This is a genomic window from Bacteroides sp. OF03-11BH (genome assembly GCF_003604005.1).
GTDB lineage: Bacteria > Bacteroidota > Bacteroidia > Bacteroidales > Bacteroidaceae > Bacteroides > Bacteroides ovatus.
This window is the reverse complement of record NZ_QTMW01000005.1, coordinates 223994-249125: the sequence shown is the minus strand read 5'-3', so window position 1 is coordinate 249125 and position 25132 is coordinate 223994. Positions and strand designations below refer to the sequence as shown.

The window sequence follows — 25132 nt, the reverse complement described above, 5'->3', positions numbered from 1 at the left end:
CTTTTACAGGAAAATAATTTTTAATGCGTCTGCCCTGTAGCAGGAAGAAATAGCAGTGAGTAAGGGAAAACAGTAAGATATAAGGTGAATGATACACAGGAAAGCAGTAAACAATAGGAAGTTGATTAATAAACGACATAGGGAAAGGAATAATCGTAAGTCCGGCGAGAGTCCGGGAAAAGCTGCAGCCATCATGTATGAGAAATGAGCAAAACAAATAAGAAGGAGTATGAGAATAAGATGAGAAATGATTTGAAACCTATGAGAAATGCATCTTTTTTAGGGGTAAATGATGGAAATACTATGAGAAATGCCATTTCACAGTTCATTTCTCATAGTATTATATCATTGATTTACAAACTATTATCATATCATTTATGAGAACATGAGAAATGAATATGAAAAAACATTTGCAGAAGCTGAATTCAGCGGAGACTGCTGAATTCAAATTGTAAATACGACACCTCCTTATGAATCAGGCTGAATTTATCCGGGTAAAATTTGCTCTATTTCTTTCAACTCGTCTGCCGTGAACTCCAAATGTTCCAGCGCTTTCAAATTGTCGGCTAACTGATTCACAGAACTTGCACCTACAATCACTGATGTCATTCTTTCGTCTTTCAGCACCCATGCCAAAGCCATTTCAGCCAGCGTTTGCCCACGGCGGCGGGCTATTTCATTTAATTGACGGGCAGCTTCTACCTTTTCATGCGTCACTTGAGATTGTTGAAGAAAACCCGAAGAACGGGCAGCACGGGAACCTTCCGGAATGCCGTTCAGATATTTATCGGTCAATAATCCTTGTGCCAAAGGAGAGAAAGCTATGAAGCCGGAACCGTACTCCGCTGCTAAAGGAAGTGATTCAGCCTCAACCGCACGATCGAACATACTATATCGATATTGGCTGATAAGACAGGGAACACCGGCTTTTGCCATCATCTCATAGGCAACACGGGCTTGTTCGGGAGGATATTTAGAAATTCCGATATACAATGCTTTACCTTGCTTCACAATATCAATCAATGTCTGAATGGTTTCTTCAACTGGAGTGACTCCGTCATAACGATGACTATAAAAGATATCAAAATACTCCAAACCTGTCCGGCAGAGACTTTGGTCAATGCTCGCCATCAGATTTTTTCGAGAGCTATTTCCGCCATAAGGACCTGCCCACATGTCATGACCGGCCTTGGAAGAGATAATCATTTCATCCCGGTAGCCTTGAAAGTTCTCTTTCAAGATTCGTCCGAAATTTACTTCGGCACTTCCGGGAGCAGGACCGTAATTATTTGCCAAGTCAAAATGAGTAACACCGTGATCGAAAGCATACTTAATCATGTCGGTTGCTACATTGAAATTGTCCACACTACCGAAATTATGCCACAATCCCAAAGAGATTAGAGGTAACTGCAAGCCACTCTTGCCACAATATGTATAAGGCATCTGTTCGTAACGATCGGCTGCCGGCTGATAACTGAAAGAGTTTTCCATAAAGCAGAATGTTTATATTTTCCTTTCACAAAGAAAGGAAAAATATTCCAATTACGGCTTCAACCGGATATTAAAAAGAAGGCGGATCAGAACTGGAAATAGATAAACGGCTGAATCTCCGAACTCTTCATCTGAATAACAAGGTAAATCAAAGCTATCATCAACACTGCTTTTCCTACGAACGGTAGACGGATCACTCCCCGGCAAGCTGCATTTTCCCAGCTATCGGGAGCAAAATGAAGCAGGAAGCCGAACAACATTAATGCGAATACTTTCCAATATCCTTCAAGTAACTGTGGGAACAGTTGCGGACGGAAAGTAGTGAATATCTGTCCCAGCATATCCATTGAGTTCTGAAAATCGGCATTACGGAAGAAAATCCAGCAGAAGCAGACAAAATGGAAAGTAATAACCACTCCGAATACACGCCGCCAACCATGACTTTGTTCTCCTTTCTTACGCCCGGTGATGGTCATCCACATTTTATGCAATGCTAAAGCAACTCCGTGGAAGGTTCCCCAAAGAACGAAGTTCCAAGATGCGCCATGCCACAATCCACCCAGAAACATGGTAATGATAAGATTCAGATATTGCCGGAACTTACCTTTTCGGTTTCCTCCTAAAGAAATATACAGATAATCCCGCAGCCAACTGGACAAAGAGATGTGCCAACGACGCCAGAATTCGGTAATGGAGGCAGACTTATAAGGAGAATTAAAGTTGAGATTAAAATGAAAGCCCAACAATAAAGCGATACCGATAGCCATGTCACTATATCCGGAAAAGTCGCAGTAAATCTGTAAAGCATAACCATACACTCCCATCAGATTCTCAACACCCGAATAGAGAGTAGGATTATCAAAAATACGTTCTACAAAGTTGATGCTGATATAGTCGGAGATAATGGCTTTCTTGAAAAGACCGGATACGATCAGGAAGATTCCGCGGCCGAACATCTCCTGCGAAACAAAGAGAGGTTTCCGGATTTGCGGGATAAAATCGCGGGCACGCACGATAGGTCCTGCCACCAACTGGGGGAAGAAAGATACGTAGAAAGCATAGTCCAAAAGATTCGTCAATGGCTTTATGTCCCTCCGGTAAACGTCGATGGTGTAGCTTAGCGACTGGAAAGTAAAGAAAGAGATACCGACCGGCAGGAATATATCAAGGGCGGTAAACTCTCCTCCCATCAATGACGCTATCACTCCACCCAGGAAATTGGTATATTTGAAATAGACAAGAAGTCCCAGATTGATACTCAGACTCAAAACTACTAATCCTTTACGTTTCCAATACCCTTCTGCACGATCCATTAGCTGTGCAAGAAAGAAGTCGGCAACGGTGACTATAGCAAGCAGAAAGAAGTATGTGCCGCTACTCTTGTAGTAGAAATAATAGGAAAAGAGGGTGACAAACAAGATGCGGGCAGTGTATTTACGTTGTAACAACACATACACTACCATGAAAGCAGCGAACAGCCAAAGGAAGATACCGCTGCTGAATATCATCGGGGCTTGCGGATCGTAGGTAAGTACCTCTTTTAGTCTACTGAAATCTATATCAATGGGAAACATAGTCATTATATGCTTGTATAAGTGCTTGGTATAATAAATTTCCTTGCAGGATGTATCCTTCAGGTAAATAATGTACATGATCGGGACGCATCAGGTTTGCCTCCGTCCAGTTGGTGCAGGCACGACGCTTCCCTCCGACTACATCATACATATCCCACACGAGCAGGCGATGGTCTTTGGCATAACGGCGGATAGTTTCCGCTGCTGTTGCCGTACGGGGATTGATGGCATACGTGCGTCTACGCCTCCGTTGCCGGAAACTTTCATAGGAACCGGGAGGGGTAGTCAGAAGAATGGGGATGTTAGGAAGACTGTCGCGCAGCAGTTTCACAAGTTCATCCATCTGATTGTAGTGCACATTTATATTATAACGCCGGTTATGGCTTTCATTGGTTCCGAAAGAGAGAATCAGCAATTCGGGTTTCAAGGCAGCGATTTCGGTAATACGATCCGGATGGGTAAATGTTAGGCAAGTAGCTCCGTTGACGCCTTTATCAATATAAGAAATGGCACCAAAGGTTTCTGCCAAACGGGCACCGGTGGTTTGGGGATAGATATGTCCACGCACGTGGCTATCGCCAATATGAACGATGCGGACTGTATCTTCGGAGAGTCCGGCACGTACCTGGCGGAGATGTTCAAAGACGGGAGCCAGCAGAGCAATGCTGTCAATAATCTCATTCCGTCCGGTTTCGCGAAAAGCAGCAGGGAAGGCTACTTGTACGTTGATCGTATCATTCGCCCAGTTCATTTCCCGTAAAGGCTTTATCCGCTTTGCAGTCTTTCCCAATGGAGAGCATACAGGCATACGGTCTTGCGCGATTGTTTCTGTAAGAAAACAAGGGACACTCAACATACCGGCGAGAATGAGAATAAAGATGGACAGCAGGTTACTCTTTCTCATAAGCACGCCTCCTGTCGTATTGTTCCTTACCATAGATCATGGTTTCATAAAGCAATCCAGCCAAATGCTTACCGCCACGGAAGTTTATATGCGTATAATCGTAGTTTGCCATAGAGGGTTTGGCATGGACGAGTTTTGCCATACTGCCTTCTCCGCCCATTGCTTCAAATATATTCCAGAATGCAATACCGCTTTCAGCAGCAATGTTCTGCTGATAACGAATCAGATTCTTAACACCGGGCATGGTACGGAGTTCGCCGTTTTCGTTCTTATAATCACGGTCGCCAACGCTCAATAACAGAATTCCGGCTTGTGGGAAACATTCTTTCAGATGCTCGATAGCTGTAATCAATCCTTTCTGGTAATTATCATAATTGCGTCCCCGTTCGGTAGCTACATTCAATCCATATTCGAGGATAATCAGGTCGTAAGGACGCTGGCGGTTAAACTGCTTCAACGTTTGTACCGGAATACCGCGCAGGGAAAGACCGGAACTGCCACGCAACGAGAAGTTATCGAGAATGATTCCTTTCTTTCCATCCATTGCCAAGCCATAGAACAGGGCAGAGTCCGCACGATCTACTGTCCAACGGATAGAACCGATGCGTCCGTCCACCTGAACTTGTTGTAATCCATCAGAAGGGCCTAAAGAGTAATTCTTGCTTTCTCCTTTGTTCACACGGGCAGAAAGAAGAACGGAATCTTTATTATAGAAGAAGATAGAAGCACGTTGACAAGTATCGAGCAGGGAGGCGTATTTATTTTGTCCGCGTAGTTCTACATAAGCTCCGTTCCGGGGGACAAAATAGTGTCCGGAAATGCCTTGTTTCTTCTTATCGAAATAGATACTGTCTGTTACTGCATGGCTGGACCATCCGCCAAATGTATGCCGTACCGTAGGACGGTAACCGCTTGTCATGGAAGTGATGGTAACAAAACCTACACCACAACCGCCGAATTGTTTCTGAAGCATTTCGCGCAAGTCGGCCGTAAATATATCCGCTTCGATAAAGGAGTCTCCGAATACGGCAATGCGTACCTGTTTGTCATCAGAGTCATCTGAATCACTGGAAGAGATACGATTGAGTGCTTCATAAAAAGGAGCCATCCCCCGGAGGGTGGAATCACTGTAATCTTCAATGCAAGTCATACCTGCACGACAAGTATCTACAAAGACCGGCTTTACAACTGGAGGCAAAGGGATACTGTCCGAATCAGCTGTGGCAATCTCCGATTCCGGATAACGAAGGTCGCTCAAAAGGTCTACACGCCTCATCGTGTGCCCGTCAATGGTCAGTACCGGAAGCCAATGAAGCCCGAGTAAGGCTGCAAATACAATCAGTACGAACCACAACGAATATTTCAAATAATTCTTTATTATCTCCATAATGTTTCTAAAATCCCAAACGACCGCAAAGATAGACAAAAGCCACAAAAAGAAAGGAGAATCTACATTATTTATTAGATTCTCCTTTCCTTTTTATCTATCTACCGGATCACATTTAAATGGTCCGTTCAATGTTCCACACAAATGCACGCAAACCTAATTGTTCCGTCTGCAAATCCATTTTATGCAAGGTGTCGAGCAATGAATCGACTTTGTTATCTTCTACCACTGTCAGGATAGCCGAGCACATACTTGGCCAGGCATGGCTTCCGAAATGCGGATCGCCTGTTTTCGAACCACGTCCCTGTACTTTTTCAAGGTATGTAAAGCCACGACAACCCAAACGGTCGAGCAACGCCATGATTCGTTCGTAATAAGCCTGGTCGAATGTTATCAATACTGATTTCATATTTCTTTTCTGTTATTTCTTAATAATGTTATCTTTATTCGCCTGGAAATAAACGTCCAATTCACGTTGACGGCGGAGTTTACGACGACGGTTCTTGATACCAGTTCCCGCGAATACACAATATAGAGTAGGAATCAAAATCAATGTCAAAACAGTAGATATCGTCAAACCACCGATTACGGCAATTGCCATCGGACTCCACATTTCCGAACCTTGACCGCCACCGATAGCCATCGGAATCATACCGAGAACGGTAGTAGCGGTGGTCATCAGTACCGGACGAAGACGGCTCTTACCTGCTGTTACCACAGAGTTCAAAACAGCCAATCCACGTTCTCGACAAAGGGTAATGTAGTCAATAAGCACAATACCGTTCTTCACCACAATACCAATCAACATGATACCTCCCAATAAACTCATGACACTCAATGTGCTGTTCGTAAAGAATAGTGCCATCAAGACACCACTAAACGCAAACGGCAGGGAGAACATGATGATAAACGGATAAGTCAGTGACTCGAACTGCGCTGCCATCACGATAAATACCAGAACAACAATCAGGATGGCAAGTGTTCCCAAATCGCGGAATGAATCCTGCTGATCTTCGTACGAACCGGAAATCTGGATGGTGACTTCTCCCGGAAGATCCATTTTATCTATCACCTTATTTCCGGCAGCCACTACGTCGCCCAGCGGAGCTCCGGAGATTACAGCGGAAACGGTCACGATACGTTCGCGGTCTTTACGTTCGATGGTAGGAGGTGCAAAACGTTCGACTACCTTTCCGACGTCTTTCACACGAACGGATTGTCCCTGTGCATTGTAAATGAGGATATTTTCGAGACTCTCCAGGCTTGTACGGTATTCAGGTGCGTAACGCACTTTGATATCATATTCATCTCCGTCCTCACGATATTTAGATGCTACCGCACCATTGACACGGTTACGCAGATAGTTACCAGCAGTTGAAAGATTCAAGCCATGCATCGCCAGTTTTTCACGGTCGAAGTCTACCTGATATTCCGGTTGGTAGTCACTACGGCTGATATTTACCTCGGTCACGCCTTTTACTTTCAATAATTCACGTTTCAGACGGGCTGCTACGCTATCGGTTACTGTCATATCGTATCCGTAAACCTCAAAGTCGGCACTTGCCTGCGCGGACATACCCGTGTTACTACCTCCAAGGATTACCTGTGCTTTACTGAATTCCGGATAGGCTTTCAAATCTTCACGCATCTCATCACAGACTGCTTCCAAAGTGATGTCACGATCACCCGGGTCTACCAAACTGATGTTGAACGAGATTATATGTGAGCCATTGTCCTGCATGGATGCCCAAGTGTTGTCAGAATCAGCCTGACCGACTGTATAGTTACAGACTTTCATTATGTCTTTATACTTCGTCAGCCATTGGTTGGTTAACTTCTGAGATAATTCCTGCGCTATCTCTTTTCGTGTACCGATTGGAAGTTCCAACTGTACGGCAATACGGGCATTATCCTGTGCCGGGAAGAACTCCGTACCGATGCCCTTTGCACACAGCAAACTGACAACGAAGAAAGCAATACATCCCACAATCACAATCGGACGATGACGTACAGCCCAGTTCAACATCTTCGCATACCAGGTATCAAGTCCGTCGAGCGCTTTCTCAATCGGAGTAAAGAAGAGCTTGAACATTTTCGATGGTTTCTTCTGCAAGCGAAGTAACTGAGAACAGAGCATCGGAGTCAAAGATAGTGCGGCGACCGTAGAAATAAACATGATGGCACACATCATCCAACCCAACTGTTTGAAAAGCACACCGGACATACCGCTTACCATCGTCAACGGGAAGAACACGGCAATCATGGTCAACGTAGAAGCAATTACAGAGATTGCCACCTCATTTGTTCCGTGCACGGCTGCCTGTTTCGGATCGGAGCCACGCTCGATATGGGTCGTTACGTTTTCAAGTACCACAATCGCATCATCCACCACCATACCGATAGCAATAGAAAGTGACGAAAGCGAAATAATATTAATCGTATTTCCACTAATCGCCAAGTAAATGAACGAAGCAATCAACGAAAGCGGAATAGTGATACAGATAATCAGCGTCGCACGCCAACGTCCCAGGAAGAGGAACACGACGATGACAACAAAGAGCAAGGCATAAACAACGGTTTCCGTCAAACTGTCGATGGTGTTCAAAATGTTGTCCGAAGTATCGACAATGACACCAATCTTCACGTCGCTCGGCAGGTTCTTTTGAAGCCTCGGCAGCGCGTCGGCCACTTTCTTGGAGATTTCTACCGAATTGGCTCCCGACTGTTTCTGAACTACAATCATAGCACCTTGCACACCATTATTATAGGTTTCCTGTGCACGTTCTTCCACGGTATCGACAATACGGGCTACATCACGCAAAAAGACATTCGCCCCATTGTGTGTACCCACCACTACATCTGCCAACTGACGGGAATCATCAAACTCACCTTCTACACGCAGTGCATAGGTTTCGCTACCAATATCGAAGTTACCACCAGGAATGTTCTTATTCTCGGCTCCGATAATGGAGCTGATTGTTTCAATAGTCAGGTGATAGGCTTCCAGTTTGTTGGGGTCGCAATATACCTGAATCTCACGTTGCGGTGCACCACTGATGGAGACGGTTCCGACTCCCGGAATACGTGCCAGCGGATTTACCACACGGTCGTCCAATATCTTATAAAGCGCTGACTGACTCTCATTGGCCTGTACGGAAAGCAACACGATCGGAATCATGTCCGTACTAAATTTGAAGATGATCGGATTCTCGACATCATCGGGAAGCTGTGAGCTTACCATGTCGAGTTTATCGCGCACATCATTGGTGAGAACGTCAATATCGTTACCAAACTCGAACTCCAATGTAATTAATGACATATTCTCGGAAGAACGGGAGGTGATATGTTTCAGGTTGCTCACCGCATTCAACGTATTTTCGAGCGGGCGAGTCACATTATTTTCTATATCCGAAGCACTTGCTCCGGGATAAGCGGTCATTACCATGATTGTATTCGTGTCAATGTCCGGATACAAGTCGATAGGTAACTTGGACAAAGAGAAAAGACCAAAAATCACCACTGCCAGAAAGCAGAGGGAGGTCATAATCGGTTTCTTAACCGCACCTTCGTATAAACTCATGTTGTTTTATTTAAAAGCCTCTCCCCACTCCTCTCCCAAGAAGAGGAAGCCGGAAGATCGTTTTGAAATCAGGTTAATTAATAAAAGCATTGGGAGAAAGGTACTGTACATCTCTCATTTGGAAGAAAGTTGGGAAGAGGCTTCCACCTCTACTGCCATACCGTTCACCAAACGTGACTGTCCGGCAACTACAACCTGTGAGTTATCGGGCACACCGGATTTCAACTCGTACTCCGTACCCATGCGTCTACCCAGTTCAACCTTATTATAAGATACTTTACCGTCTTTATAAACGAATACATAACGGTCGCCGGAACCTGCCTGCTTAACGATAGCCAAATCAGGAACAACTACGTTTTCTGCTGTACCGAAGTTCAATGTCGCACGGGCAAACATTCCCGGACGCACACGCTGGTCTTTATTATCCAGTCTGATCTCCACCTGGAATGTACGGGTAGTAGCATCTATGGTAGGGTAAATCAGGTTGATGGTTCCTGTAAAGACTTCATCACCATATACATCGAGTTTCACGTCGACAGGAGTACCTTTTTTCACTTTCGTGAAGTAGGTTTCAGACACGTTAATCAGGAGTTTCACGGGAGTGATCTGTTCTACTACCAGAACCGGTTCTCCACCACTGTACATATCGCCATTATCATAGTTGCGCGCAGTGACTACACCATTGATAGGGCTTTGCAAAGAGGTATTCTCCAGCAGATTCTTATAAGCGGTTTTCTTCACATCGAGTTGCATCTTCGAAGCATCCCACTCTGATTTGGACGCACCGCCCACTTTATATAATTCGTCGATACGGTTGAATTCTATTTCCTGATTATCTAGTTGCAGCTTCGTCTGTTTCAGGTTGGCTGCATCCATCTGCACAAGTTTCTGTCCTTTGGATACGCGGTCGCCCACTTCTACGAAAATCTGATCGATACGTACGGGAGACGAAGGCGCAATATTATTCTTTACTTCGGCTTCCACCGTTGCTGTGTAATCCTGTATTTGATCTACGGGGCGGGCTTTTACGTCTGCCAGCTTCACAATAGGCTTTGCGTCCACATGTTCCGCAGCAGCTTTGTCTTTTCCACCTGTACATGAGCCCATAAACACAGTTAACAGCAGGGCTACCAATTGGATACTTCTTTTCATATTCCTTACTTGTAATTTTTTAGTTGTCTATCTTTATTCTTTTCCCAGAACCTGATCGAGGTCTGCCTTAGCAACCAGGTAATCGTATATGGACTGATTGTAGGTGAGTTGCGCCTGTGTCAGTGACACTTGGGAACTGTTCAGTTCGAGCACCGTGCCCTTACCTACATCATAACGTTTTTCGGCAATCACCACCGCTTTCTTTGCCTGCATCACATTTTCCTTGTTGCTGACTACCTGCTCTGTGCTGGCACTCATATTATTGCGACAACTGACAATCTGCATATTCAACTGTCTTTCCGTATCGATACGATTCCAATCGAGCTGGCGCATCTGGATACGGGCAGATTTCACTTTCGTAAAATTGCTTGCCTTATATAAAGGTATGCTGATATTGAACATCAGGCTGGAACTGTTGCTCCAGTTATAATCGAAGAAATTGATATTCGGATTATACAATGACTGATATTGATAGGAGAAGCTCATGGAAAGAGTCGGCATAAAGTTCGTCTTTAAAGACTTTACATTCTTTTCGAGCAACTTCATGTTCAAGTCCAACTGCTTCATGGTGGTATTGTTGTTCAGATTCACATTCTCTTCTTTCAACTGATTGGCAAACATGGTCGTCTCATAGTTGGTCAGATTATCATTAATCTTTATCTCCACATCGGCAGTGATGCCCATCAGAACTTTTAACTGTAATTTAGCCAAAGTCACCGCATTGGCTGCCGCAATCAGGTTCGGCTTAATGCTGCGCATCTGTACTTCCGCACTGATCTTGTCATATTCGCTCACAGTTCCCTGCTGATATTTGGCATTCACTACATTGTAATTATCTTCTGCCAGTTTATAGCTGCCTTGAAGCACTTCATAGCTATCCTGTGCAAGCATTAACTGATAATAAGCCTTGCTTACCTGATTCACCAGATCCAGTTTGGAAGCACGTGACTTCTCTACTGCCAGTTCAATATCCGTCTTTGTCATCGACATAGCACGGTAAACACCCGGCACAAAGAGTGGCAGGTTAATACTCAACCCGGCATTGGCGGTGTTCGAACCGTCTTGCCCCATCTTGAACGACATATCGTTCAATTTCATTTCAGCCGCTTTAATTGTATGGTCTAAGGAACCGGCAATGCTGGCCTCCGGCAACAGACTTTGCCAGGCTTCCTTGCTGGCAACTCTCTTTAAGGCGATTTCTTCCGCTGCCACTTTCATTGTCGGATTCTCATCCAATGCAATTTCCAAGGCTTTGTCTAAGGTTAAGGTTAGGGTATTCTTCTCCGTCTGCGTGTCCTGCGCCTTTGCAAAACCAAATGCACAGAATGCCACAGCTACCAGAAGGATCTTCCGACCTGTCAATCTTTTCATCTTGTTCATAAACTGAATTTCTAATTTAATCTTAATTGTTTGTCAATAGAACCTCACTTTTACTCTAGTCTTCGATGCGGTTCTTGCGATATTCTTGTATAAAGTCTTCCAGTACCCTTGCTCCTTTTTCGGTGGAGATACCGCGTATATAAGTAAACATGATGGATTCGTACACTTCAATGAAAGGGTATTCATTACAGATGTCCGTATTCAAAAGCACATCAAATTGCTCACGTACCAGCAAATTGACAATAGCGAAGTTTACATCCGAACGAAAGATGCCCTGCTCTACTCCTGTTTTGAAGAAGGACATGGTTTTCATCGAATCGCTGTCCTGCCGATTCTTCATCATCTCATATACTTTGGGATATTTCTTAATGTCTTCAAAAAAGCGTTTGTTCGTCTGATGAAACATCTCAATGCTTTTCTGAAAGACTGCAAGTATCACTTCCAACACATTGTGCGACTGTTCAAAGACTTTCTGCAAATACTTGTCTCTGTCTGCCTGTGCCTTCAGTATGCATTCTTTCAACAACGATTCTTTATCCGAAAAGACTTCGTAGAGCGTACGTTTGGAAATTCCTAATGCTGCTGCAATGTCATCCATTGTAATACTCTTGATGCCTTTCGAAGTAAAAGCTTCTGTTGCCGCCGTTATGATCCGTTCTCTTAACTCTACCCGTTGGGAAGCGTCTTTTCCATGCTCTGTCATCATCCGTTTTTCTATTTTATTAAAATGCAGTTTTCGTTTTCTCTTCATTTCCAAAGGAGAAACGGAACAAAGATATATAGAAAACTCAATTAACAAATCAAGTTTCCATCTATTTATAGTCCATTTGGGATTTATTATCATTCAATAGAGTAAAATGAAAACAAGTGTTAATAGGAAATTTGGAACAAACACAGAGGAAAGGTAAAAGGGAGGAATATAGGAAGTAAAGTTTTATCGCTAATAGAAGAGATGGCCGGCAATAAATGCCGGATAAATATCGATAAGAACCGACACTTACCCGGCAATAACAGTCACCATTATTAACGAAAAGCGAAAAAGGATCAATTTATTGTCAGTATTCAATCTGTGTCCTCTTCAGGAAGGCGACTGTTTTATGTATTTCCTTGTACATCACGATGTCATCTTTTACAAAAGGTACTTCTTTCCGATAGGCATGGAGGAAACGCTCAAGAACGGGAGAGGTTTTCTGCGGGCGGCGGAAGTCGATGCCTTGTGCGGCGTTCATCAGTTCGATGGCAAGGATATGTTCCAGGTTGTCCATCACTTTATAGAGTTTGGTGGCGGCATTGGCACCCATGCTTACATGGTCTTCCTGTCCGTTGGAGGAGACTATGGAATCGCTAGAAGCTGCATAGCAGTACATTTTATTCTGGCTGACCATGGAGGCGGCGGCATACTGGGGAATCATGAAGCCGGAGTTCAGACCGGGGTTGGCTACGAGAAATTCAGGTAGTCCACGGAGTCCCATAATCAGTTGGGAGACACGGCGTTCGGAGATATTTCCCAATTCGGCCAGGGCGATGGCGAGGAAGTCATAAGAGATGGCAAGCGGTTGCCCGTGAAAGTTTCCGCCGGAGATGATCCGGTCTTCATCGGGGAAGATGGTGGGGTTGTCCGTGACGGAATTGATTTCGGTCAGCAGTACGGAGGCAACGTAGCGGATGGCATCTTTGGTGGCGCCATGTACTTGTGGGATGCAGCGGAAGGAATAGGGATCTTGCACATGTTCCTTGTGGCGTTCGATTAGTTCGCTGCCTGCCAGTAGTTTGCGGAAGGCTTCGCCTGTCTCAATCTGTCCCTGATGGGGACGGATTTGCTGGATGCAGTCCATAAACGGGTCGATACGGCCGTCAAAGGCTTCGAGGGAAAGGGCGGCTATCAGGTCGGCCTTTTTCGAGAGGCGAAAGGCTTTGAGCATAGCAAACACACCGTTGGCACTCATAAATTGGGTGCCGTTCAGCAGGGCTAGTCCTTCTTTGCTCATTAGTTTGACCGGTTCCCAGCCAAACTCGTCGAGTACGCTGATGGCTTCGCACTTTTTTCCTTTATAGTAGACATCACCGACACCTATCAGAGGAAGGAAAAGATTGGCGAGCGGTGCCAGGTCGCCGGAGGCTCCAAGGGAACCGCGGTCGTAGACAATTGGCATGACGTCATTATTGAAAAAATCGAGGATGCGTTGCACGGTGATAACTTGTACGCCGCTATGTCCCAATGAGAGGGCGTGGGCTTTGAGAAGCATCATCAGTTTGATGATGACGGGGCGGATTTCTTCGCCTACGCTGCAAGCATGGCTTTTTATCAAGTTCTCCTGGAGGGTTCCCAGTTCATCGGGAGATATATTTTTAGTGCATAGAGAGCCGAAACCTGTTGTTATGCCGTATAATGGTTCTTCGGAAGAAGCTATTTTTTGGTCGAGGTAGTCACGGCATTTCTGGATGCGTAACTTGGCTTCGGGGGCTAGTTCCAGTTTCAGGTTTTCGTTTATAATTCGTTCGATGATTTCGAAGGTCAGTGCTCCGGAACCGATATGGTATACATTCTTACTCATACGCGCAGGTCTTGATTTACAGCATCCAACAATTCTTTTTCTCTCTGACAGGCGGTTTGCTCGATGGCATCGGCTTCGGTTTGCAGCTGGAGGACAAAATCTCTGTCTTTGAGCGAACCGAGGTTGATACGGACATTCAGTAAGGCTCCCAATACGGCGGTACGGGCGGACATCATTGCGACACAGGCATCTGTGACAGCATTCCGGTTACCGAGACGGGCAACATCTGCTATAACGGACATCATATCCAGTGCTTTGCGGGCTACTTCCAACGGAACGAGGGCGGCTTGTTTGGTTGCCTTCTGGATAGCGGCACTTCGGGCGACTTTCTCTTCGTCGGTTGTTTTAGGTAGTTTAAAGCAGGCAAATACTTCGTTGTAGGCAGCTGAATCTTTGTCAATAAGTGCCATAAATTCGTCCAGCAAACGGAGGGTGATGGTTTGTGCGTGCTGCATTACTTCTTCACTGACTTCATATCCTTTTTTTCCTACGGTCAGCCGTGCCACCATCGTAGAAAGGGAGGAAGCCAGCGCTCCATTCAAAGCGGCAATACTACCGCCACCGGGCACAGGGTCACTGCAAGCTACTTTATCTAAGAAATCTTTTACGGTTAAATCTGCTAACATGGTATTCTATTTTTTTAAGTGATTAATGAATGAGAGTTTTTCAACTATTAAGTGAGGGGATAAAGTATGCCGCCTTTAATAGTCATGATTACGCAATTCATGCCTATATAGTAAGGTAGAATATGATAGTTGTCGGAATTGAGGATGATGAAATCGCCTTGTTTGCCTACTTCAATGCTTCCAATCCGGTCGGCTCGTTGAAGAGCGGCGGCTCCGTTCAGGGTGAGAGCGGTGATGGTTTCTTCGATGCTCATTTGCATATAGATGCAGGCCAGAGCAATGGTCAGCGGGATGGAACCGGAGAAACAACTGCCGGGATTCAGGTCGGTGGCAAGTGCCACAGCACAACCGGCGTCAATCATTTCACGACCTCGCGCATAGGGTTCTTTCAAGGCGAAAGCTGTCAGAGGTAACAGGGTGGCTACTACCCCGGCATCGGCCATTGCACGGATGCCGGCATCGGAAGCATGCAGGAGATGGTCGGCAGACAGTGCTCCGAGTTCGGCTGCCAGTTCGGCACCGCCGAGAGAGACGATTTCGTCGGCATGGAGTTTCAACAGAAAACCGTGCTCTTTGGCTGCCTGAAGCAGGCGACGGGATTGTTCGATAGAGAAAACGCCTTGTTCACAAAAGACATCACAACATTCTGCCCACTTACCAGAATGGATAAGGGGAAGCATTTCACGAATCAGGAAATCGATGTATTCGTCACTTCTCCCTGCATATTCTTCGGGAAGGGCGTGGGCACCGAGAAAAGTGGAGACTATATCGACGCGTTTATGCTCGGCGTTATTCAGGCTGCGCATTACTTTTAGTTGTAGTAATTCTGTGTCCCGGTCCAGGCCGTAGCCACTTTTACCTTCTACGGTGGTTACTCCCATGGTGCTCATCTTCTTCAGGAAGCTTTCGGCGGCTGAACGAAGTTTAAGGTAGTTCATTTGCCGGGTGGCTTTGACGGTACTTGCAATTCCCCCTCCCCGCTCCATGATTGACATATAGCTTTCACCTTTCAGACGCCAGGAGAATTCTTCGGAACGTTCTCCGCCAAATACAAAATGGGTATGGGAGTCGACGAAACCGGGTAAAAGGCAATGTCCGCGAGCGTTATAATGCCAATAGTGCTGGTAGTAACCATCCCGGTCTTCACCACGGTTTTCACCAACGTAGGTAATGATTCCTTTGGTTACTTCCACGGTTCCGTTTTCTATGATTTGCAGTTGAGACATTTCCTCTCCTTTACGGGCGGAAAAGCCGATGGGGGTTACGATACGGGCGTTAAATATGATTAGGTTTTCACTCATAAATAGTTCATCATAATTAGTTCATATAATAAATGGAGATATGAATGGCACGTTTTTTTAGAATGATGTTTGCCATAAAGCAATTGTGATTCATTCTATTTTCTTATTGACTATTCCATGATACGAGCTTCGAGAACTTGCTGCATGGTAAAGTTTTCGAGTCCGAGATAGTAGGAAGCGGTATCAATCAGAGCTTCCATCGGTACAAGACCGATTATTTCACTACCTACAATCGTAACACCGTAACGACGGGCTTCGATACGTACTAATTCGAAGGCACGGTAGAGTGCGGTACGGGTATAGTCGGTCATGTTAATGGATACTTGGGTAATGTTTCGCTCTTTCAGTTCCACTCCCATTGCTTTTACATAACGAAGTCCTCCATTGATATGGCGGATATTTTTCGCTATCTTAGTGGCTATCTCCATATTATCTGTACTTAGATTAATATTGTAAGCTACGAGTGGCATACGGGCTCCGATTGCTACGGTACCTGCGGTCGGATGTCGTTCAGCAGGTCCGAAGTCAGGTTGCCATTCGGGTAGTTTGATCTTTTCGGCCATTCCTTCAAACTCGCCTTTACGAACGGAGGCGAGATTTTCCCGGTGTGGCGCAGTAGCCGACTTTTCATACAGGAAGACGGGAAGATTATATAGCTCCGCAACTTTCGCCGCTACTTTTTTAGAGAGTTCGATGGCTTCTTCCATACTGGTGTTCTTAATCGGGATGAAAGGAATTACATCTACCGCTCCCATACGAGGATGTTGCCCGGTGTGCTGATTCAGGTCGATCAAACGGACAGCTACACCAACGGCTTCAACTACTGCTTCACACAGTGCTTCCGGCTCTCCCACAAGTGTGACAACCAGACGGTTATGATCTTCATCATTACTGTAATCAAGCAGTTTTACTCCGGCTTTACTACGGAAAGGGGCTACTATCTGATCTATTTTCTCCAAATCACGTCCCTCGCTAAAATTGGGGACACATTCAATAATCTTATTCCAACTCATATCAAATATCTATTATTATAGAGGTTATACTTTACTGAATAACTATATGTTTTACATCAAATAGCCACATGGTTTATCCAAAATAACAGCATGTTCAAACTGTTCCATATATTGTGGGAATTTATTCCTTCACATTATGGGAACGCTTTCTCTTATATTGTGAGACTACTTTCCCACAATAGATGGAACTATCTTCTTTATTAATTCTTCGTCCGCCACATACGGCATTGTTATCTGATAATCTCCAGCATGGGACTCATTAAATGCTTCACTCGTTTCCATCGCATGCGGATTACGCGCCCACGAACGGCGGGCTACTCCTCCCATTACGTCCCAAAGCATTGCCGAACGGAGTATTTCATCTACCCGTTCGCTACCGTCGCATACCATACCAAAACCGCCATTGATTGCTTTGCCGATACCGACTCCACCTCCATTATGCAAGGCTACCAGACTCATCCCACGGGCACAATTTCCGGCAAAGCATTGCACAGCCATATCTGCCATCACATTACTTCCGTCTTTGATATTTGACGTCTCCCGGAAAGGAGAATCCGTACCGCTGACATCGTGGTGATCTCGTCCCAGCATAATAGGGCCTACTTCACCCCGGCGAACCATCTCATTGAAATGGAGGGCTATCTTCATTCTTCCAACTGCATCCTGATAAAGAATACGTGCCTGTGTACCCACCACGAGTTGATTCTTTTCTGCATCCCGTATCCAATTATAGTTGTCCAGATCCTGACCGCGCCGATTGACGTCAATACACTCCATAGCCGCATGGTCTGTTTTTATCAGATCTTCGTGTTTACCACTCAAGCAGACCCACCTGAACGGACCGTAGCCGTAATCAAAGAGTTGGGGTCCCATAATATCTTCGACATAACTCGGCCAGATAAATCCGTCTTTTTCATCAACACCATTATAGGAGATTTCTTTTACTCCGGCATCGTATATGGCTTTCATAAAAGAATTTCCATAATCAAAGAAATAAGTTCCGCGGGCTACCAATTTCTTGATGACTTCGAAATGACGGCGCAGAGATATGTCTACCAAGTGACGGAATTCCTCCGGCGATTCGTGAAGAAGGCGTGTGCGTTCCTCGAAAGTCAGTCCGGCTGGGCAGTATCCACCTTCGTAAACGGCGTGACAGGAGGTTTGATCGGATAATAGTTCGATCAAAATCTTTTCACGCTCGGCATACTCGAGCAGGTCTACTATATTTCCATGATAGGCAATGGAACAAGGTTCACGGCGTCGCATTGCTTCAGCTGCCATCCGGTATGCTTCTATGATATCTGCAGTCACACGCCCCACCCATCCCTGGCGGTAACGTGTTTCAATGCGTGAACGATCTACTTCGGCTATGATGGAGACTGCTCCTGCTATTTCGGCTGCTTTAGGTTGTGCACCACTCATTCCTCCCAAACCGGAAGAAATAAATAAGTGTCCCCGCAAATCTTGGTCTTGTGGAATGCCGAGTTTCAATCGTCCGGCATTCAGGAGGGTGTTGAAAGTGCCATGCACAATGCCTTGAGGACCGATATACATCCAGCCTCCGGCTGTCATCTGTCCGTAATTGGCAACTCCCATCTGGGTGGCAATATGCCAATCATGTTGATTGTCGAATTGTCCGATCATCATCGAATTGGTAATTATAACGCGGGGAGCATCGGGACGGGAGCGGAAAAGCCCCAATGGATGTCCGGATTCAATAACCAGTGTCTGTTCCTGGGTAAGTTCTTCCAGATATTGCTTAATCAGTCGATATTGCATCCAATTTTGGCAAACTTGCCCGGTTTCACCATAAGTAACAAGTTCGTAGGGATATAAGGCTATATCGAAGCAAAGGTTATTGTCAATCATTACCTGAAAGGCTTTGCCTTCAATACATTGCCCCTGATATTCATCAATCGGCTTTGCTTTCAAGTCTCCGGCAGGACGGAAACGGTATCCGTAAATCCGCCCGCGAGTGCGTAGTTCTTCCATAAATTCAGGAGCCAGTTGTTCGTGCCACTCGGAGGGAATATAACGCAAAGCGTTTTTTAAAGCTGTGATGGTCTGCGCCGGGGTAAGTGTATAACCACGGTCGGGAGCTCTCCGGATACCTTCTACAAAATCCGGATAAGGAGGTAGCGTGTTGCCAAGAGTTATTCTCATAATAAACAGAATTAAGGATTACAAACTGTAAGCAATACAGTCTTATAACTCTTCGCAATATAGAAAAAAAGAAGATAAAAGACAAGAGAAATAACAGATTTATTATCAGAAAGGCATTATTACATTTACTGCTTAATAGAATGGTAAGATACAGGCAATGTCAGGAGTCTCTTATGCTTTTATACAGATACAAATGCAGGTCTTTTATCCAAACGGATTAATAGGGCTTTTATTAAAATGGATAGCGGATTTTTCCATTAAATCAAAGCTATGAGTTCTGTGTTATTTGCATAATCCGCACCCTAATCATATCACTATGACCATGATTGTATTATGAACATACTCTTTCTCTGCTATACCAACAGAGATCGACAAAATTACTTTTTTTGTTTATTCCGCAACTCCAACAAATATTTAAAGGTATGCTTCGCCTCCTGACTATCATCTTTCAAATATGCCTGTTTCAGTTCCGGATAATTCTTCAATAATTGAAGCATTTTATCTTTTCCTAGAAAATCGACTTTTCCTGTTTCACCATTTAGCTCATAACAGACGCGTTTCGTAACCAAACTTGAAGCGGCAAGAGCATCGCCAATATTCCCTCCCAGTTTTACGTCATCCTCTTCTACAAAGTTTCCTCCGATAACCGAACCTAGAGGCATGGCACAAAAATAGATATTTTTACCCAATTGAACGGCAGGGGCATACCATGCTCCAAAGCGTAACTTTTTATAGCGCAACTTACGACAATTCAAATATAAATCTCCTTTTTCGTCACGCACGGCAAAACAACGCTTCTTCAAGCGTCGACACATCGACTCGTCATCACCGGCCGTTATCCGGTAATCAGCCCCTCCTGTCAATACAATCTGATTTCTGGAACGTTTTTCTACACGCAACACGGCTGTTGTATCACCATGTTGAGCCAGCAACTCTTTCAGGTTGGAATAAATAATATTCTGCGCAATTAACGGAAGGCTAATCACGCTTATCAGCAAACATAAGATACATCCTTTCTTCATAAGCATCCTCCTTTCCTGTCTAACGCCTTTTCGAGTGGAAAGTTATAAATTTTAGCGGATAAATGCAAGAATGAGGAAAGAAATATTGAAAAAAAGCTGCTACCAGGAAATGCCCCCTACTCTTATTAAACGGAAACAGAACTTATATACCCCATTCCTTACAGCTAGTAAAGGCATTATCCAGACAAGTCATAATATGAGCTTGTTATTCCTTTCTATCTTCCGTTAATAAACAGTAAATCTGCTCTCGACAAAAACAAGCTCTTATCCCGACCGTCATGAATTATATTACCTTTGTGGAAAAGAATTAAATTTGTCATGGAAAAACAAGAACAGATCATTACTACATATCAGCAAATCATTCAGAAAACAGAACTGGAGTTACAGAATGCACGGAAACGTATCTATTATATCAGTCTTCTCCGCCTGATCTTATTCGTAGGAGCTGTAGCAAATGTCATTATCTTTTGGTCTGATGGGTGGCTATGTCTCTCTGCTTTCGCTATCTTACCTTTTATCTTATTCATCTGGCTGGTAAAACGCCATAATTTCTGGTTCTACCGAAAAGACTTTCTGAAAAAGAAAATAGAAATCAATGAGCAGGAGCTACGTGCCATGCAATATGACTTTTCTGATTTTGATGATGGAAAAGAATTTGTTAATCCATCTCATCTCTACACTCTTGATTTAGACGTATTTGGCGAACATTCTCTTTTCCAATACATCAACCGCACTGCAACGCCTATTGGCAAACTGCATCTTGCAAACTGGTTCAATGCACATCTGGAAAACAAAGAAGCTATTGAACATCGCCAGGAAGCTATACATGAATTGTCCACAGACTTAGAATATCGCCAACAAATCCGCTTACTCGGCTTACTCTATAAAGGAAAACCTGCCGATACCACCGAAATCAAAGAATGGGCAAACAGTCCAAGTTATTATCGGAAGCGTACACTTCTACGCATCCTCCCGACAGCGGTAACGATCATTAATTTCTTATGTATAGGTCTAGCCATTTTAGGTATTATCTCGGCCAGTATTGCAGGAGGAGTGTTTGTTGGCTTTGTATTATTCAGCACTATTTTTTCTAAAGGAATCACTAAACTACAAACGACCTACGGAGAAAAGCTACAAATTCTTTCGACATACGCTGACCAGATTCTTCTCACTGAACAGAAAGAAATGCAAAGTCATATACTGCAAAAGTTAAAAACGGAACTTACAAGTCAGAATCAAACCGCTTCTCAAGCAGTACGCCAGCTTTCAAAACTGATGAACGCACTCGATCAACGAAGCAATCTGCTAATAAGCACGATACTCAATGGACTGATATTCTGGGAGCTGCGCCAAGTGATGCGAATCGAGAAGTGGAAAGAAATCCACGCATCTGACCTTCCCCGCTGGATAGAAACCATCGGAGAAATTGACGCTTATTGTTCTCTGGCAACATTCGCATATAATCATCCGGATTACATCTATCCTACCATTGCTGCTCAATCTTTCCATCTGCAGGCTGAAGCTTTGGGGCATCCTTTAATGGATCGCAACAAATGTGTACGCAACGGAATAGACATTGAAAGACGTCCTTTCTTTATTATTATCACAGGAGCCAATATGGCAGGAAAAAGCACGTATTTACGTACTGTAGGAGTGAACTATCTACTAGCATGTATAGGGGCTCCCGTTTGGGCAAAGCGGATGGAAATATATCCGGCTCGCCTCGTCACCAGCCTTCGGACCAGTGACTCCTTAGCCGACAACGAATCTTATTTCTTTGCCGAACTCAAGCGACTTAAATTAATCATAGACAAGCTTGAAGCAGGAGAAGAACTTTTCATCATCCTTGATGAAATATTGAAAGGTACAAACTCTATGGATAAACAGAAAGGTTCTTTCGCCCTCATCAAACAATTCATGCACATGAACACCAATGGCATCATCGCCACTCATGACTTGTTGCTAGGAACTTTAGTGGACTCTTTCCCACAAAATATCCGGAATTACTGTTTCGAAGCTGACATCACGAACAACGAACTCACCTTCTCTTACCAAATGAGAAACGGAGTTGCGCAAAATATGAATGCCTGCTTTTTAATGAAGAAAATGGGGATCGCCGTCATTAACGACTAATCCCCATCCTTGTATGAAAATCAAAGTTTTCTATTGCAGTAACATCCAAAACCGGCTTTATTTAGTAGCAGCAAACTGAATATAAAATTTCAAGCTACCTGTTTTAATGTGTCGGAAAAAACAAAGTTAAACAGGTTTTGTAGATATACTTTTACTGCATTTTACTTTTTGCCAGAAATGCTATTACCGCTGAAGCTTGTTCATCAGTGAAATACTGCACTGATGTTATTGGCTGATATGTATAAGGTATAAACTGGAATAACTGTACAGCTGCAAACTTTTTATCAGCAGAAAGTATCACATCCATACGTATATTACCACTAGCCTCACTCTTTATATGCGAACCTGCTGAGAATGAACCCGAATTCACAAGATTCCTCAAAGCATCCATGTGTTTCAAATCAAAGAATATACTATGCTCTTTAGCCACACTTTTGGTTGGCAAATAAATAACTTCTTTTGATTTCCAGAAGAGACGGAAAATCCCCATAAGGAATAAACCTGTTCCCAGAACCATCAAAGCCATACTAACCGTAGAAGACTTATCATCCAATTCGAAAGTGGAAACAAAAGCTAAAATACCGACCAATAACATTACAGAAGAAATTAAAACTCCTGAAACACTTGTACGTTTTGCGATATCGGGGTGTGAAGATGCGAAGATAGTAGCATCAATCGTTTGAGTAGTTGCCATAATATTTAAAGTTTAAATTATTAGTAAAAATATAAAGATAAAAAGGATATAGTCACCGGTATTACAGAAGATACCAGTAACCACAAAATAAACAATACCAATAAATAGACTACTAAATAATTATACGCCTCAAAGTATATACATAGTATTCACTTGATGGCTGGCAATAATAGGAAGTTGTTGTACCATAAATCCGCCCCCAGTGTTGTGAAAGTGAGTTATCACGATCAGCACAACATTGTAGCGCATTTTTTAAAGAAAAGAAATATTCTCCAAGTTGCACACGTTGAATACGTGTTACAGATATCTGATGGCTTTGCAAGTTGTTCAATTCAGCCACTGGCTTACCAGGAAGATCCGGTGCGCTGATTTCCCCATGCTGTCTCATTGCATATGTAATAGCACGCTCTTGTTCATCCACCACTTTCGCAGTAGAAACATTGCCTGCTATGCTATGAAAAGCAACAGTCAGCAACAGAAACAATATTACCTTTACAAATTTTGCCATATTCACCTGCAAATATAACAGATTCTCTCTATGAAAAGTTCTATTAAGATATATTTTAATGTATCTTAGTATTAGTAAACGGCAGACAAACAAAAAAGGCTACCCTCACAGGTAGCCTTTTTTATATCTATAAGAATAACTGTAAAATTATTCAGCTGATTCAGCTTTTGGTTCTTCAGCCTTAGGAGCTTCAGTTGCAGGAACTTCAACAGCAGCAGGAGCAGCTTCAGCAGCTTTCTTCGAACGACGAGTACGAGTAGCTTTCTTAGCAACTTTTTCTTTAGCCATGTTTTCATTGTAGTCAACCAACTCGATGAAGCACATTTCTGCATTGTCACCCAAACGGTTACCAGTCTTGATAATACGAGTATAACCACCCGGACGATCAGCAATCTTAACAGAGATTTCTTTGAACAGCTCTGTTACTGCAATCTTATCTTGCAAGTTGCTAAATACAACACGACGAGAGTTCGTAGTATCTTCTTTAGACTTAGTAATCAAAGGCTCAACAAACTTTTTCAAAGCTTTCGCCTTTGCAACAGTCGTAGTGATTCTTTTGTGCTTGATCAAAGAGCAAGCCATGTTAGATAACATAGCGCTTCTATGAGAAGCAGTACGACCTAAATGATTGAATTTTTTATTATGTCTCATTTTTTATTCTTTATCTAATTTATATTTAGAAATGTCGGTTCCAAACGACAGATTCAGACTTTCCAGCAAATCATCAAGCTCGGTAAGCGATTTCTTTCCGAAGTTTCTGAATTTTAGCAGGTCAGTTTTGTTGAATTGTACCAAGTCGCCGAGAGTTTCTACGTCAGCAGCCTTCAAGCAATTGAGGGCACGAACTGACAAGTCCATATCAACGAGTTTAGTTTTCAACAGCTGACGCATGTGCAATACTTCTTCATCAAACTCTTCATTGCCATCAGTATCATTACTTTCAAGCGTGATCTTCTCGTCAGAGAACAACATGAAGTGATAAATCAGAATTTTTGCAGCTTCTTTCAGCGCTTCTTTCGGATGTATAGAACCGTCGGTACTAATTTCAAGTACTAGCTTTTCGTAGTCAGTCTTCTGTTCTACACGGAAGTTTTCTACAGCATACTTGACATTACGTATCGGTGTATAAATAGAGTCGATTGGAATTACATTAACATCCGTGCAATACTCGCGATTCTCATCAGCAGGTACATAACCACGGCCTTTGTTAATTGTAATATCAATCTGCATAGTTGACTTAGAATCTAAATGACAAATAACTAATTCCGGATTTAACACTTCAAATCCAGTCAAATACTTACCTATGTCACCTGCTTTAAATTCACTGGAATTCTCGACAGTGATGCTCACTTTTTCGCTCTCGAACTCTTCAACTACTTGCTTGAATCTCACTTGTTTCAGATTCAAGATAATGTTGGTAACATCCTCTTTTACTCCAGGTACACTAGAAAATTCATGCTCCACACCATCGATTCTGATAGTAGTGATAGCAAAACCCTCTAATGAAGAAAGAAGGATTCGGCGTAATGCATTACCTACAGTAATACCAAAACCCGGTTCCAACGGACGGAATTCGAATTTACCGAATCTGGAGTCCGCCTCCAACATTAATACTTTATCAGGTTTTTGAAATGCTAATATCGCCATGA

20 protein-coding genes are annotated in these 25132 nt (G+C 43.7%); 1 reads left to right on the top strand and 19 read right to left on the bottom strand.

Translation table 11 applies throughout. The features are described from left to right. Positions 1 to 486 precede the first annotated feature (486 nt). The 15 genes from DXA54_RS06115 to DXA54_RS06045 all read right to left on the bottom strand — a co-directional run bounded on the left by DXA54_RS06115 (position 487) and on the right by DXA54_RS06045 (position 20148). Positions 487 to 1491 (bottom strand): aldo/keto reductase, encoded by a 1005-nt coding sequence (locus tag DXA54_RS06115; RefSeq protein ID WP_004307509.1) that lies wholly within the window; start codon positions 1489 to 1491, stop codon positions 487 to 489. 86 nt (positions 1492 to 1577) lie between these two features. Then, the gene (locus tag DXA54_RS06110; RefSeq protein WP_008646303.1) at positions 1578 to 3065 is read right to left on the bottom strand and encodes an MBOAT family O-acyltransferase; all 1488 of its coding nucleotides are present in this window, start codon (positions 3063 to 3065) and stop codon (positions 1578 to 1580) included. Then, a complete protein-coding gene (locus DXA54_RS06105; RefSeq protein ID WP_008646306.1) occupies positions 3052 to 3969 on the bottom strand; it encodes an SGNH/GDSL hydrolase family protein in 918 nt (305 codons plus the stop codon). Before DXA54_RS06105 ends, DXA54_RS06110 begins: the two co-directional genes overlap by 14 nt. After that, on the bottom strand, positions 3956 to 5356 hold the full coding sequence (locus DXA54_RS06100) for an SGNH/GDSL hydrolase family protein (RefSeq protein WP_120079101.1): 1401 nt from the start codon (positions 5354 to 5356) through the stop codon (positions 3956 to 3958). The genes DXA54_RS06105 and DXA54_RS06100 overlap by 14 nt, the downstream gene beginning before the upstream one ends. A gap of 115 nt (positions 5357 to 5471) precedes the next feature. Beyond that, entirely contained in the window at positions 5472 to 5765 is a 294-nt protein-coding gene (locus DXA54_RS06095) for a PG0541 family transporter-associated protein (RefSeq protein ID WP_004307513.1), read from the bottom strand. A 12-nt stretch (positions 5766 to 5777) separates the two neighbouring features. Then, a complete protein-coding gene (locus DXA54_RS06090; RefSeq protein WP_004310863.1) occupies positions 5778 to 8936 on the bottom strand; it encodes an efflux RND transporter permease subunit in 3159 nt (1052 codons plus the stop codon). A gap of 114 nt (positions 8937 to 9050) precedes the next feature. After that, entirely contained in the window at positions 9051 to 10088 is a 1038-nt protein-coding gene (locus DXA54_RS06085) for an efflux RND transporter periplasmic adaptor subunit (protein WP_120079100.1), read from the bottom strand. 33 nt (positions 10089 to 10121) lie between these two features. Then, positions 10122 to 11468 (bottom strand): TolC family protein, encoded by a 1347-nt coding sequence (locus DXA54_RS06080; protein WP_004310868.1) that lies wholly within the window; start codon positions 11466 to 11468, stop codon positions 10122 to 10124. A gap of 55 nt (positions 11469 to 11523) precedes the next feature. Then, positions 11524 to 12174 carry a TetR/AcrR family transcriptional regulator gene (locus DXA54_RS06075; RefSeq protein ID WP_004323670.1) on the bottom strand — a complete coding sequence of 217 codons (651 nt, stop codon included), beginning with the start codon at positions 12172 to 12174 and terminating at the stop codon, positions 11524 to 11526. A 349-nt stretch (positions 12175 to 12523) separates the two neighbouring features. Then, positions 12524 to 14023, bottom strand: coding sequence for a histidine ammonia-lyase (gene hutH / locus DXA54_RS06070; protein ID WP_004296315.1), 1500 nt, complete (start codon positions 14021 to 14023; stop codon positions 12524 to 12526). Further along, entirely contained in the window at positions 14020 to 14649 is a 630-nt protein-coding gene (locus DXA54_RS06065; RefSeq protein WP_120079099.1) for a cyclodeaminase/cyclohydrolase family protein, read from the bottom strand. The genes hutH and DXA54_RS06065 overlap by 4 nt, the downstream gene beginning before the upstream one ends. Positions 14650 to 14696: 47 nt before the next feature. Next, positions 14697 to 15950 (bottom strand): imidazolonepropionase, encoded by a 1254-nt coding sequence (gene hutI / locus DXA54_RS06060; protein ID WP_120079098.1) that lies wholly within the window; start codon positions 15948 to 15950, stop codon positions 14697 to 14699. Positions 15951 to 16060: 110 nt separating this feature from the next. After that, positions 16061 to 16963: a glutamate formimidoyltransferase gene (gene ftcD, locus DXA54_RS06055; protein ID WP_004307522.1), complete on the bottom strand. Its 903-nt coding sequence runs from the start codon at positions 16961 to 16963 to the stop codon at positions 16061 to 16063. 165 nt (positions 16964 to 17128) lie between these two features. Further along, the gene (locus DXA54_RS06050; RefSeq protein ID WP_120079097.1) at positions 17129 to 19126 is read right to left on the bottom strand and encodes a urocanate hydratase; all 1998 of its coding nucleotides are present in this window, start codon (positions 19124 to 19126) and stop codon (positions 17129 to 17131) included. A 377-nt stretch (positions 19127 to 19503) separates the two neighbouring features. After that, entirely contained in the window at positions 19504 to 20148 is a 645-nt protein-coding gene (locus DXA54_RS06045; protein ID WP_004307524.1) for a DUF6563 family protein, read from the bottom strand. Positions 20149 to 20466: 318 nt separating this feature from the next. Between DXA54_RS06045 and DXA54_RS06040 the strand changes: the two genes are divergently transcribed. Beyond that, positions 20467 to 22281 (top strand): MutS family DNA mismatch repair protein, encoded by a 1815-nt coding sequence (locus DXA54_RS06040; RefSeq protein ID WP_008646315.1) that lies wholly within the window; start codon positions 20467 to 20469, stop codon positions 22279 to 22281. A gap of 151 nt (positions 22282 to 22432) precedes the next feature. Here the strand turns inward: DXA54_RS06040 and DXA54_RS06035 are convergent, their stop codons facing one another. From DXA54_RS06035 to DXA54_RS06020, 4 genes are all read right to left on the bottom strand, one after another. Further along, complete coding sequence (locus DXA54_RS06035) at positions 22433 to 22975, bottom strand: hypothetical protein (RefSeq protein ID WP_120079096.1); 543 nt, start codon at positions 22973 to 22975, stop codon at positions 22433 to 22435. Positions 22976 to 23087: 112 nt separating this feature from the next. Further along, positions 23088 to 23483, bottom strand: a complete 396-nt coding sequence (locus DXA54_RS06030) for a hypothetical protein (protein WP_004296323.1) — start codon at positions 23481 to 23483, stop codon at positions 23088 to 23090. A 147-nt stretch (positions 23484 to 23630) separates the two neighbouring features. Next, positions 23631 to 24134, bottom strand: a complete 504-nt coding sequence (rplQ, locus tag DXA54_RS06025; RefSeq protein WP_004307527.1) for a 50S ribosomal protein L17 — start codon at positions 24132 to 24134, stop codon at positions 23631 to 23633. Between the two features lie 3 nt (positions 24135 to 24137). Further along, a complete protein-coding gene (locus tag DXA54_RS06020; protein ID WP_004296325.1) occupies positions 24138 to 25130 on the bottom strand; it encodes a DNA-directed RNA polymerase subunit alpha in 993 nt (330 codons plus the stop codon). Positions 25131 to 25132: the final 2 nt, after the last annotated feature.

Excerpts from the sequence above, each read along its gene's own strand:
- DXA54_RS06085 (WP_120079100.1), bottom strand. The coding sequence starts at position 10,088 with ATGAAAAGAAGTATCCAATTGGTAGCCCTGCTGTTAACTGTGTTTATG.
- DXA54_RS06080 (WP_004310868.1), bottom strand. The coding sequence starts at position 11,468 with ATGAACAAGATGAAAAGATTGACAGGTCGGAAGATCCTTCTGGTAGCT.
- DXA54_RS06035 (WP_120079096.1), bottom strand. The coding sequence starts at position 22,975 with ATGGCAACTACTCAAACGATTGATGCTACTATCTTCGCATCTTCACAC.
- DXA54_RS06090 (WP_004310863.1), bottom strand. The coding sequence starts at position 8,936 with ATGAGTTTATACGAAGGTGCGGTTAAGAAACCGATTATGACCTCCCTC.
- DXA54_RS06105 (WP_008646306.1), bottom strand. The coding sequence starts at position 3,969 with ATGAGAAAGAGTAACCTGCTGTCCATCTTTATTCTCATTCTCGCCGGT.
- hutH (WP_004296315.1), bottom strand. The coding sequence starts at position 14,023 with ATGAGTAAGAATGTATACCATATCGGTTCCGGAGCACTGACCTTCGAA.
- DXA54_RS06030 (WP_004296323.1), bottom strand. The coding sequence starts at position 23,483 with ATGGCAAAATTTGTAAAGGTAATATTGTTTCTGTTGCTGACTGTTGCT.
- DXA54_RS06110 (WP_008646303.1), bottom strand. The coding sequence starts at position 3,065 with ATGTTTCCCATTGATATAGATTTCAGTAGACTAAAAGAGGTACTTACC.
- DXA54_RS06100 (WP_120079101.1), bottom strand. The coding sequence starts at position 5,356 with ATGGAGATAATAAAGAATTATTTGAAATATTCGTTGTGGTTCGTACTG.
- hutI (WP_120079098.1), bottom strand. The coding sequence starts at position 15,950 with ATGAGTGAAAACCTAATCATATTTAACGCCCGTATCGTAACCCCCATC.
- DXA54_RS06065 (WP_120079099.1), bottom strand. The coding sequence starts at position 14,649 with ATGTTAGCAGATTTAACCGTAAAAGATTTCTTAGATAAAGTAGCTTGC.
- DXA54_RS06040 (WP_008646315.1), top strand. The coding sequence starts at position 20,467 with ATGGAAAAACAAGAACAGATCATTACTACATATCAGCAAATCATTCAG.
- DXA54_RS06050 (WP_120079097.1), bottom strand. The coding sequence starts at position 19,126 with ATGAGAATAACTCTTGGCAACACGCTACCTCCTTATCCGGATTTTGTA.
- ftcD (WP_004307522.1), bottom strand. The coding sequence starts at position 16,963 with ATGAGTTGGAATAAGATTATTGAATGTGTCCCCAATTTTAGCGAGGGA.
- rplQ (WP_004307527.1), bottom strand. The coding sequence starts at position 24,134 with ATGAGACATAATAAAAAATTCAATCATTTAGGTCGTACTGCTTCTCAT.
- DXA54_RS06020 (WP_004296325.1), bottom strand. The coding sequence starts at position 25,130 with ATGGCGATATTAGCATTTCAAAAACCTGATAAAGTATTAATGTTGGAG.
- DXA54_RS06075 (WP_004323670.1), bottom strand. The coding sequence starts at position 12,174 with ATGATGACAGAGCATGGAAAAGACGCTTCCCAACGGGTAGAGTTAAGA.
- DXA54_RS06045 (WP_004307524.1), bottom strand. The coding sequence starts at position 20,148 with ATGAAGAAAGGATGTATCTTATGTTTGCTGATAAGCGTGATTAGCCTT.
- DXA54_RS06115 (WP_004307509.1), bottom strand. The coding sequence starts at position 1,491 with ATGGAAAACTCTTTCAGTTATCAGCCGGCAGCCGATCGTTACGAACAG.
- DXA54_RS06095 (WP_004307513.1), bottom strand. The coding sequence starts at position 5,765 with ATGAAATCAGTATTGATAACATTCGACCAGGCTTATTACGAACGAATC.